The following is an 11,376-nucleotide window of genomic DNA, read 5'->3' on the forward strand; positions in this document are numbered from 1 at the left end:
GTTTAATTAAAAGATTGTTTAAGGGATTTTGTATGACCACCGAGAATAATGAAAATTGCACTTGTGGCGCCGAAAAAAACACACATAATACTGACCATTGTGGATGCGGGCGTGAGAACCATGCTCAGGAACAATCCACCGAAAGTGCACATCAACACAATCACACTTGTGGCTGCGGCTGCAAGGAGCATGAGCACAGTAAAGCCGACCAAGATCACTGTAGCTGTGGGGGCGAAAAACATGAGCACAACCAAGACCATTGTGAATGCGGGTGTGAGGAACATAAGCATGAGCACCATCACGACAGCTGTGGTTGTGGATGTTGCGATGATGATTGTTGCGACGATGACGAATGCTGTTGTTGCTGTTGCGGTGACAGCACTTTCGACGTCACAAAAGTGCCAGAAAAAGGGCTCACAGAGAAGCAAAAGAAAAAACTGACAAGAGTTATTGTTGCATTCATTGCGCTCGTCATTATCAAACTGCTTGAACCAATTATCCCGAGTTTCTGGGCCAACGTTGTTGGGCTAAACGAGGATGCCGCAGCAACGGCATCCTATTTCACAAACATCTTTCTTTATGGAGCTGACTACATTTACATTGGCAACAAAGTCCTAAAAATCGCATTTAGAAACATTCTCAAAGGCCGAGTTTTTGACGAAAACTTCCTCATGGTTGTCGCCACTTTAGGTGCTGTGTTCATGGGAATCATGGGTGACGGGGAATTCACAGAAGCAGTTGCTGTAATCGTCTTTTTCCAACTTGGAGCTTGGTTTGAAGATTATGCTATCGGCAGGAGTCGCAAAAACATTACCGACCTCATGGACATCCGTCCCGATTATGCTAATGTCGAGAAGAGTGGACAACTTGAAAAAGTTGACCCTGAAAGCCTAGAAATCGGATCAATTATTATCGTTTTCCCGGGCGAAAAAATTCCTCTAGACGGCATTGTTGTTGAGGGATCATCTTCGATTGACACTTCCGCATTAACGGGAGAAAGTGTTCCTCGCACCGCAAACGTTGGGGATGAGATAATCAGTGGGTGCATTTGTTCATCAGGTGTTTTAAAAATCAAAACTACAAAGCATTTCAGCGAATCAACAGTTTCAAAAATCTTAAAGCTTGTTGAAACCTCAAGCGAGCGCAAATCACATTCCGAAGCGTTCATCTCAAGATTTGCAAAAGTCTACACTCCAGCGGTCTGCATTGCAGCACTCTGCCTGGCCCTCATTCCTTCAATCGTAATCACCGCTGTGGGCGAAAGTGCCAACTGGCTCGATTGGATTTATCGTGCTTTAACCTTCCTTGTAATCAGTTGCCCTTGTGCACTCGTTATCAGCATTCCGCTTTCATTCTTTGCAGGAATCGGGTGTGCAAGCAAAAACGGAGTTCTTGTCAAAGGTTCAAACTACCTTGAGGCACTTTCGAAACTTGACACAGTTGTGTTCGATAAAACAGGCACATTAACACAAGGTGTCTTTAAGGTCGTCGATGTAACGATTGCAGACGATAAAGCGCTAGAAGGCATTAAGATTGACGAAAAGCTGTCACCTCAGCTCGAATTTGATGAAGAACAGAGAAAACTTTTGGTGCTTGCTGCTTATGCCGAAAGCGCATCTTCTCACCCAATCGCAAAAAGCATCGTTGCAACTCTTTCATCACCACTTGACCGCAGCAGACTTGAAAACCAGTCAGAAACTAGTGCTCAAGGCGTTCAAGCAGACGTGCTGAAGCACACGGTTAGGGTTGGCAAACCTGGATTTACAAATGCTAATGCAGAAGCTGTAAAGACAGCCTCCACACAAGGCAGCACTGTATATGTGTCAGTTGATGACACCTTCGCTGGAACAATCACAATTGCAGATGTCGTAAAAGAAACTAGTGCGCGTGCAATTTCAGAATTGAAACGCGAAGGTGTTCGCAAGTCGGTCATGCTCACAGGCGACAACCAAGGAGCAGCAGAATTTGTTGCTTCTCAGATCGGCATTGATGAGGTGCATGCCAGCTTGCTTCCAGAAAACAAAGTTGAAGAAGTCGAGAGGATGCAGGAAACCAAGTCTGACGCAAAATCAAACATTGCATTTGTCGGTGACGGAATCAACGATGCTCCTGTTCTCATGCGTGCCGATGTTGGAATTGCGATGGGAGCAATGGGGTCAGACGCTGCCATTGAAGCTGCCGACGTGGTTCTCATGGATGACAACCCTCTGTCAATTTCAAAGGCTGTCATTATTTCAAAAAAGGCAATGCGCATAGTGCGTGAAAACATTGTGTTTGCGCTTGGAATTAAAGCTGCATGTCTGATTCTCGGCGCAGTTGGCATTGCCACAATGTATCTCGCCATCTTCGCTGATGTTGGGGTTATGGTTCTTGCAGTGCTAAACGCAATGAGAGCACTTCGAATAAAAGCGTAAACACACCAAATGAGGTAAATGAAGTTAGCTGTTGCGTTAATTATAAAAACTAAAAAGATTGCTGAATCTAGTGATTTTCAAGAGAAATAGACATCAGTGCATTTTTAAAATCGCTCGTGTCACTAGTTTGCGTGGTGCAAAAAAAAGACCGTGCACGATGACTAGCCAATTTGAGGATCAATAAAAAAGATGTTCATTAAGAACATCTCGAAAAGCACACGACAATTGCTAACAAAAAAGTTGTGGGGAAATCCATGAATCTCCCCACAACGATGAAAGCTAAATTATGCAAGTTTTAGCGAAACTTCCTTAAGCTGTCGTGATGAAACCTCATTAGGTGCCCCTGTCATTGGGTCAGAAGCGCTTGAAGTCTTAGGGAATGCGATGACATCACGAATTGAGTCAGTTCCCGAAAGAAGCATAATCAAACGGTCAAGACCGAGAGCAATGCCACCATGAGGTGGACAGCCGTGCTCAAGAGCGCGAAGCATGTGTCCAAAGCGTTCGTCAATTTCTTCATCGGTCAAGCCAAACAAGCGAAGGACGCGACGCTGCTCTTCTGAATTGTGAATACGAATGGAACCTCCACCGAGCTCAAATCCATCCATAACAATGTCATATGCATATGATTTGCAAGAAAGAGGATCGCTTTCGATTTTATCCAAGTCTTGTTCTGCAACATGAGTGAATGGGTGGTGCTCAGCAGCATATTTTCCTGTTTCTTCATCTTGCTTAAACGCTGGGAAGTCAACAACCCACAAGAATTTGTGCTCACCTTTGTCGATTCCAAGGCGGTCGGCCATGTGCAAGCGAAGCGCGCTCAAAACCGCATTTGCAACAGCAGGTTTGTCGGCTGCAAACAGAAGAAGATCACCAGGTTCAACCTCCATTTCCCTCTTCAAAGAAGCAAACTCTTCATCGTTAAAGAACTTAATGATTGGGCTTTTTTCTTCGCCAGAAGTTGTAAACGCAATCCATGCCATTCCTTTTGCGCCATTGTCGGCAGCAATGTCGGCAAGTTTTTCAACGTCGCCGCGGCTCCAGTCGCCAGCACCCTTGCAATTGATTGCTTTTACGATTCCGCCACTTTTAGCAACAGAAGCAAACACCTTGAAGTTTGAATCTTTAACAATGTCGGTAATGTCGTGCAATTCCATGCCAAAGCGCACATCAGGACGATCGCATCCAAAACGTGCCATAGCCTCGTCATAAGGCATGCGAGGAAGAGGTGTTTCGAGCTCGATTCCTGCGACTGAAAGAGCTTCTTTCAGAACATCTTCAGCCATTGTCATTACGTCATTTTGGTCAACAAAACTCATCTCAACGTCAAGCTGAGTAAACTCAGGCTGACGATCGGCGCGAAGGTCTTCATCTCTAAAGCACTTTGCTATCTGATAATAGCGTTCAATTCCACCAGCCATGAGCATTTGCTTGAACTGCTGAGGAGACTGTGGAAGCGCATAAAAAGTGCCGGGGTTTGGACGGGAAGGAACGATGTAGTCACGCGCACCCTCTGGCGTTGAGTTTGCAAGGATAGGAGTTTCAACCTCGATGAACGCACGCTTGTTCAAAGCTCCTCTCAAAGCTGTCACTACTTCGTGGCGGAGTTTAAGATGCTTGAACATTTCAGGACGACGAATGTCTAAATAGCGCCATTTCATCCTTGTAGTTTCATCAGTTTCAATTCCGTCTTCAATTGAGAAAGGAGGTGTTTGAGATTTATTCAAAACTTTAAGCTCAGAAGCCAGAACTTCTATTTCACCTGTTTCCATGTCAGGGTTTACTGCATCTTCACCACGAAGACGAACCTTGCCTTTAACAGTGATTACATCTTCACGACTGAGGTGTTCAGCTGCAGAAAAATCTTCTGCAGAAACACAATCGGGATCCACAACAATTTGTGTGTAGCCAAAGCGGTCACGCAAGTCAACAAAAATGAGGCCGCCATGGTCACGTGTGTGCCAAGCCCAACCACAAAGTGTCACTGAAACGCCATTGTCGCTCGCGCGAAGTTCGCCACAGGTGTGAGTGTGCATGCAATATTCATTCTTAAAATCAGACATCAAAACTCCTGCTATCTCTTTGTTTTTAACCCAAATATTCTATCACAGAGGCATGTATAATCTAGTTAACGCATGATTCAGGTGAGGTAGTTATGTCTAAAGAAAACAATCAACCATTCTACACGCAAGAAGAAAAATACAAAGCACCACCCTATTTTCAAAACCGTGAACTTTCTTGGCTTGAATTCAACAAGCGTGTTTTGGAGCAAGCGAGCGACACAGACGTCCCACTGCTAGAGCGAATGAACTTCTGCTCTATTTTTTGGAGCAATCTACAAGAGTTTTTCATGGTTCGTGTTGGATCTCTGTCCGACTTGGCACTTGTGAAAGACCCTCTTATTGACAAAAAATCAGGATGGACACCAGCCCAACAGCTAGAGAAAATCTATGCAAGATGCAATGAGCTCTATCCTCAATATGAACAAACCTACAAACAGGTTCGAGATGAACTAAAAGAAGTGGGCATTAATCATGTTGACATGAACGATTTGACTAACGATCAAAAGCGTTATCTAAAAGACTGGTACCGCGCCTATGTAAAGCCATTTCTTTCACCTCAAATTGTCAATTCACGACACCCTTTCCCACATCTCTCAAACGGGGAAATATACATCGTTGTTCGCCTAAACGACAAAGCTCAAAGTGACGAAACAAAAACTGGCGAAGATAAAAAAACAAAAGCCGACAAAAAAGTGAAGGCAAGCGGCGCAAAAAATGTGACGCTCGGCATCATCCCACTTCCACCACAGGTGCAACGCATAATTGAACTTCCAACATCAAGTGATGACCCAGGATTTAAATTCATTCTGCTTGAAAATTTGATTGATAAATATGCTGAAGAAATTTTTAGCATGTATAAAGTCAAGCACACAAACATTATTTGTGTCACTCGCAATGCCGACCTCGATGTTGTTGAAGGCGAAGAGGAGCAAGGTGTCGATTATCGCGAACACATGAAGCGAATCTTAAAGAAGCGTTCTCGTTTGCACCCTGTGCGTCTAGAGAGTGCTCGTCCTCTCTCAGAAGTAGTTCGCAAAACGCTGAGTGAACGTCTTGAACTTGAAGACAATCAGATGTATGTGACGGAAGTGCCTCTTGACATGTCCTACACCTATTCCCTCAAAAGTCACATCAAAAACAACAGCCTTGCTGAGCGTCTTTCAAACACACCATTCACACCGCAATGGCCAATCGCAATCAACAAAAACAGAAGCATCATAAACCAGCTTCAAAGCAACGAGTTCCTTGTTTCTTATCCATATGAATCGATGGATTCACTCGTGATGTTATTGAAAGAGGCAGCTGTTGATCCAGCAGTCATATCAATTAAAATCACACTTTATCGCTTGGCATCGCACTCAAAACTTGCAGAAGCTCTGATTTCTGCCGCAGAAAACGGCAAAGAAGTGACTGCACTCTTTGAACTTCGTGCACGCTTTGATGAATCAAACAACATCGAATGGTCACAGCGGTTCGAGGAAGCTGGCTGCAACGTTATTTATGGTTTTAGAGATTTTAAAGTTCATTCAAAAATCTGCCTAATTACTCGCAAAACCCCCACAAGTTTGCAATACATTACACAGTTGGGCACTGGCAACTACAACGAAAAAACGGCAAAACTCTACACTGACCTTTGCTTCATCACTGCCGACCCAAGCATCGGTCGCGACGCTGTTTCGTTCTTCCAAAACATGCAGATGGAAACGCTTTCAGATGAATACAAAGATTTGTGGGTAGCTCCACTCCAAATCAAGAAAAACATCATTAAAGGAATTGACGAGCAAATTAAGCTACAAAAAGAAGGCAAGCCAGCAGGGCTCTTCTTTAAAACGAACTCTATCACCGACGAGAGCGTAATTAAAAAACTCGTTGAAGCTTCACAAGCAGGCGTCGAAACTACACTTCTTGTGCGAGGCATCAGCTGCATTTTGCCTGGCATAAAAGGCTACACCGACAACATTTGCGTGGTTAGCATTGTTGGTCGCCTGTTGGAACACTCACGAATTTACATTTTTGGACCAATGAACGGCGACGTTAAAATCTATTTGTCGTCAGCCGATCTCATGACCCGAAACCTAAACAAGCGTGTTGAGGTTGCTTGGGAAATGAGAAACGAAAAACTCAAAGACAAGATTCTGGAATATTGTGGAGTTTGTCTTTCCGACACAGAAAAACTGCGAGCACTAAAATCTGACGGTACCTACACGCCACTTCGTTTTTTCCGCAGAGAAGGCGAACCAGAGATTGACTCACAACAGAAGCTGATTAGTGAAACTGCTCGTAGGGCAGGCAGCATTTGGCCAGGAAACAATGAAAACTTCCACAATGCATTGACTGAACTAATCCTTTCCGAAATTGAAGAGGAAGTTTCTGAAGCAACCAACAATCCTCGAATTGAGAAAGAAGAAAAAGAAAAGAATCAGGGAAAAACGCACAAGAAAAAGAAAGCAAGCTCAACTGCAAAGACAGAACAAATTGATGTTCGAAAAGTTTCAGAAATGAACAAAGCTGCAAAAAAAGCAACGTTTGAGTCAATAAAAAAAGTAAGTGCAAAAGCAGCTAAAACAAACAAAATTGAATTGCCAGAACAAGTCGCAAAGAAGCACGGCCTTCGAAACGAGGACATGAAAAACCCATCAAACACCATGAACGAATTCCTGAAATTGTTCCCAGAAGAGAACACCTTCAAAATGCCTTCAAGAAGCGACATGAATCCTATTGAAAAACTCAGGCAGTTAAGGAAAAAGGAAAAATAAAAGTGGTTGTTGTGCCTTTGCCAACTTCGCTTTTAACTTTTATGTTTCCGCGTCGTCCGAAATAACCAACAACGCGGCTGTTTACATTTTTTAACGCCATCCCAAGACCGGCTGATTGCCGGTCTTTTTCTGTTGAATGAAACAACTTGTCAGCAAGTTCTTGTGGCATTCCCTTTCCATCATCGGAAATGCAAATCAGCAGGTTTTTATCTTTCTTTTCAGCGACAATTCTAATCGTCATTGGACCCTGCATCGGCATTGCATGAAGAATTGAATTTTCAACTATTGGCTGAAACAAAAAAGGCGGAAGATAAAAGCGAGTAAAAAGCTCTTCATCGACATCTTCTTTATAAATGAGACGATCTTCACCAAAACGCATTTGTTGCAATCCAACATAGCGACGCGTGTTTTCAAGCTCTTTCCCAAGCGAAATAGTTTCTGCATCTTGCTCAAGCGCAGCTCGGTAAAAACCAGCAAAATCTCTCAGCATCTCTCGAGCTTTTTCTGGATTGGTGCGAGTGAGCGATGTGATGGTGTTAATGGTATTAAAAAGAAAATGTGGATTGATTTGACTTTGCAAAACCTTCAATTCCATCAGGGTGTTCAACTCTCGTTGATGCTCAGTTTCATGCGCTGCAATTTGAGTTGAAATTAAACGAGAAAATCCTTTTGCAATCATTCTTTGTGATTTATTAACCTGCGTAGCGCTTTTAAAATAGAATTTCAAAACCCCAATCGCATTGCGACTAACAATCAAAGGTTCAACAATGGCAGCGTTAATTTTGTGTCTTGCGGCAGGAAAACCAATTTCATCCTCATTAAGAACAGTTCGGCTCATGCCATCTTTTAAAACTTGGTGTGTTACTTTCGTTCGAATTTGGCACCCTTGCGGATAGTCTTCCTGCAAAAAACCAACATAGGCCAAAACATTTTCTTTATCGGTAATCGAGATTGCATCAGCGTTAGTGTAGGGCAACAGCATACTGCAGATGAGTTCCGCTGAATTTTCGTCATATCCAAAACGGAGTGCTTCAACCATTGCAGAAGACAACGACAACATTTCTTCAATTAAAGCCGCGCGTTCATCTTCCTCTTTATTGAGCTTTTGGGTATCAATTTGTCTACTATAGTTAGCCAATGTTTAATTGAATTTCACAAGTTTCACCAGGGTCAATTTCGCGTCGCGGAATTTCAGTTGTCATTGACAGAATTTGAGATGACACAACTCTGTCACTATCAATTGCTTTCATCATCTTAGGCCACAGCCTTGCATGGTCAAAATATTTTGTGCAATTTCTTTCCGCATAATCAACTGCATCACGCTTAGCAGCGCGCGCGGCAGCTGCATACTCTTTGCGGTCTGGCCTTCCGAAAGATCTCAATCGAGCTGTGAGGCCAATGCGCCCTTTGAGTCCTTTTCCAAGCATGGCACCTGGATAAGGCATCAATGATGCAGCTGTCACCTTCTGCAAATCGATGTTAGCCCAGCTAAATTCAATCTTTGCTTGCTCATAAAGCCATCGATAAATGTCTTGACGAAAACGCCTGCCCTCACTTTTGGTTGCTGGAGGCATGTGTCGAAGCCACCACTTGTTATCAAACCAAACATCGGAACCATGCATTCTCAAGTTCAAGAGATAGTCAAGGTCTTCTCCTCGCGCAATGTATGGATCAAAGCTCATGCGAGAAAACGCTTCTTTGTGGATTGCAAAGCAGCCGCCACAAACATGGTTTGAACGAGTTAACCTAGCTCCACCCATGGCACCCGCAATCCATTCATTGAAAGCATGCCCTTGCTGCCAAAACTTGTTATACCAGGCATCCTCCCATGTAGAAAAATGAGTGCCTTGCTGATTAATGTAATAACCACTTTTTACAAGAATCGGTATTCCCGTCGGTGTGAGCTTTCCAAGCCCATAAACTGCCTTTTTGAAAAAGTCAGGATCTTCAATTATTTCATCATCGTCGATGAATATAACAGCATCAAAACCAAACGCTTGTGCCAAAATGAGTCCGACATTTCGCACGTTTCCATAACCAACCAGCTTTATTTTGCGCGCAATTTCAACCTCTCCAATTTGCTCGAGGCGACGCTTTAACAAGTCAACCTGAGGTGTGCCAACGACCATGGTAGGGACATCGGGGTTATTAGCAGCAGTGCGTTTGATTTTTTCGAGCGCTACTTCTTCAATTCCCGCTTGCGCAACAACAAGAATGATTACAAGACCTGAGTTGTCAACTTTCGCAATCGACTTTAAACAGCGATCAAGTTCACCCTCTTCATTTAAAGGCGTCATGTGATCATATTGAGTCAAGATTTTCTGATCCCCATCTTGACGCCTTGGGTTGGAAACATAGGTGGGAATGATTGTAACTGGATTCATTATTTCTCCAAAAAAATGGAGCCAACGACCGGACTTGAACCGGTGACCTGCTCATTACGAGTGAGCTGCTCTACCAACTGAGCCACGTTGGCTTGATTGCCTATGCATACGTGCTTTTAGAGTTAGACCATTATAACAGACAGCGCCTAGGCTAGCTTTTCTGCAAGAGTTTTATTAATGAGCTTAGGGTCGCCTTTACCTTGCATTTCCTTCATGCACTGTCCAACAAAAAACCCGATGAGACCTGTTTTCCCGCCTCTATATTGTTCCACTTTATCAGGATTAGCAGCCAGTACTTTATCAACGACAGCCTCAATAGCCCCAGTGTCGGAGACTTGCTCCAATCCTTTCTCGGAAACGATAACTGCAGGATCTTTGTCCTCTTCAAGAATCGCCGCAAACACTGTTTTCTGCTGAGCTTTTGAAATTCTGCCAGAAGTGGAAAGGTAAACAAGATCAGCAATTCGCTTTGCAGTAAATGGCGAAGTCGAGAGGTCATTTGATTCATCGGCGTTTAACCAACCAGAAATGTCATTGATGATTATGTTAGCGAGACCCTTTGCAAATTCGTCGTTTGCATCTTTGGCAACAGCAATTGCGTCTTCAAACAATTTGCATGTTTCACGATGTTCAATCAAATGACGTGCGTCATATTCAGAAAGCCCAAAATTCTCCTCAAAGCGTTTTGCTTTTTGATCAGGCAATTCCGGAAGCTTCTTTCTCACATTTTCAATGTATTCGTCACTCAAATCAAAAGGCGCCAAGTCTGGTTCAGGGAAAAGGCGATAGTCATCGGCTGTTTCTTTGACGCGCATCACAATCGTTCGCTTAGCGCTTGGGTCCCAATGTCTAGTTTCCTGCCGAATTGCTTCTCCATCTTCAAGAGCCTGCGCTTGACGAAGAATTTCATAATAAAGACCGTCGTGCAAACTTTTGAATGAATTGATGTTTTTGAGTTCTGTTTTTGTTCCAAACTCCGTTGTTCCGCGCTTGCGCAATGATATGTTCCCGTCACATCTGAGCGAGCCTTTCTCCATAGAGCAATCGCTAATTCCAATAGCCAAATAAATTTGTCGCAATTTCTGCATGAATAGTCGCGCTTCTTCAGGGGTGCGAAGATCAGGCTCTGTAACCAACTCAATTAGAGGTGTGCCCGCGCGATTGTAGTCAACCAAAGAATTGGTGGCGCCAGCAATGCGGCCCTCGCCTCCACCGATGTGAATCATTTTGCCAGCGTCTTCTTCCATGTGAATTCGGGTGATGCCAACATGTGCACGATAGCCGTTGTCGGTTTTAACAATGTTTTCGCAAACATCGCCCTTGCTCATTTTGTCAACGCCATAGCGCTCCCCAGAATTTTTTGCATCGACATCAAGTTCAAGATGACCTCTCATGCAGAAGGCAACTGGCCCTTGCGTTGTTTGAAAGTTTTTAGACATGTCGGGATAAACATAGTTTTTGCGATAAAACATTGAGTGCTTTTCAATGTCGCAATTAGTTGCCAATCCAGCGAGAACAATAGATTCAATCGCAGCTTTGTTTGGCACAGGCAACGCTCCAGGCATGCCCAGGCAAACTGGACAAGTGTGAGTGTTTGGTTCATCGCCAAACGAAAGCTCACACCCGCAAAACATCTTTGTTTTCAAAGTGGTGAGTTCTGCATGAACCTCAAGACCAATGACTGGCTCCCACTTTTCTAAAACTTCTTCCAACGTCTTCATATCGAAATCCTCTTTTTAAAATCTCATTTCAAGCGAAC

At 43.7% G+C, this 11,376-nt stretch carries 6 protein-coding genes and 1 tRNA gene; 2 read left to right on the forward strand and 5 right to left on the reverse strand.

Annotated features, from left to right (window positions below; translation table 11 throughout):
* Positions 1-32 precede the first annotated feature (32 nt).
* Positions 33-2,414: a heavy metal translocating P-type ATPase gene (locus FXZ76_RS00985; protein WP_079535274.1), complete on the forward strand. Its 2,382-nt coding sequence runs from the start codon at positions 33-35 to the stop codon at positions 2,412-2,414.
* A 284-nt stretch (positions 2,415-2,698) separates the two neighbouring features.
* Here the strand turns inward: FXZ76_RS00985 and aspS are convergent, their stop codons facing one another.
* Entirely contained in the window at positions 2,699-4,477 is a 1,779-nt protein-coding gene (aspS, locus tag FXZ76_RS00990; protein WP_079535275.1) for an aspartate--tRNA ligase, read from the reverse strand.
* A 92-nt stretch (positions 4,478-4,569) separates the two neighbouring features.
* On the opposite strand from aspS, the gene ppk1 reads away from it, so the two are divergent.
* Positions 4,570-7,233, forward strand: coding sequence for a polyphosphate kinase 1 (ppk1, locus tag FXZ76_RS00995; protein ID WP_079535276.1), 2,664 nt, complete (start codon positions 4,570-4,572; stop codon positions 7,231-7,233).
* On the opposite strand, the gene FXZ76_RS01000 is transcribed toward ppk1, so the two are convergent.
* The 4 genes from FXZ76_RS01000 to gatB all read right to left on the reverse strand — a co-directional run bounded on the left by FXZ76_RS01000 (position 7,205) and on the right by gatB (position 11,338).
* Positions 7,205-8,371 (reverse strand): histidine kinase, encoded by a 1,167-nt coding sequence (locus tag FXZ76_RS01000; protein WP_079535277.1) that lies wholly within the window; start codon positions 8,369-8,371, stop codon positions 7,205-7,207. The genes ppk1 and FXZ76_RS01000 overlap by 29 nt on opposite strands.
* Positions 8,364-9,617, reverse strand: coding sequence for a glycosyltransferase (locus FXZ76_RS01005; RefSeq protein ID WP_079535278.1), 1,254 nt, complete (start codon positions 9,615-9,617; stop codon positions 8,364-8,366). Before FXZ76_RS01005 ends, FXZ76_RS01000 begins: the two co-directional genes overlap by 8 nt.
* A gap of 16 nt (positions 9,618-9,633) precedes the next feature.
* A tRNA-Thr gene (locus tag FXZ76_RS01010) sits at positions 9,634-9,709 on the reverse strand.
* Positions 9,710-9,763: 54 nt separating this feature from the next.
* The gene (gene gatB / locus FXZ76_RS01015; protein WP_079535279.1) at positions 9,764-11,338 is read right to left on the reverse strand and encodes an Asp-tRNA(Asn)/Glu-tRNA(Gln) amidotransferase subunit GatB; all 1,575 of its coding nucleotides are present in this window, start codon (positions 11,336-11,338) and stop codon (positions 9,764-9,766) included.
* Positions 11,339-11,376: the final 38 nt, after the last annotated feature.

This window comes from Phoenicibacter congonensis, from assembly GCF_902386915.1.
Taxonomy (GTDB): domain Bacteria; phylum Actinomycetota; class Coriobacteriia; order Coriobacteriales; family Eggerthellaceae; genus Phoenicibacter; species Phoenicibacter congonensis.

Coding starts and splice junctions, on each gene's coding strand:
- FXZ76_RS00985 (WP_079535274.1), top strand. CDS start 33: ATGACCACCGAGAATAATGAAAATTGCACTTGTGGCGCCGAAAAAAAC.
- aspS (WP_079535275.1), bottom strand. CDS start 4,477: ATGTCTGATTTTAAGAATGAATATTGCATGCACACTCACACCTGTGGC.
- ppk1 (WP_079535276.1), top strand. CDS start 4,570: ATGTCTAAAGAAAACAATCAACCATTCTACACGCAAGAAGAAAAATAC.
- FXZ76_RS01005 (WP_079535278.1), bottom strand. CDS start 9,617: ATGAATCCAGTTACAATCATTCCCACCTATGTTTCCAACCCAAGGCGT.
- gatB (WP_079535279.1), bottom strand. CDS start 11,338: ATGAAGACGTTGGAAGAAGTTTTAGAAAAGTGGGAGCCAGTCATTGGT.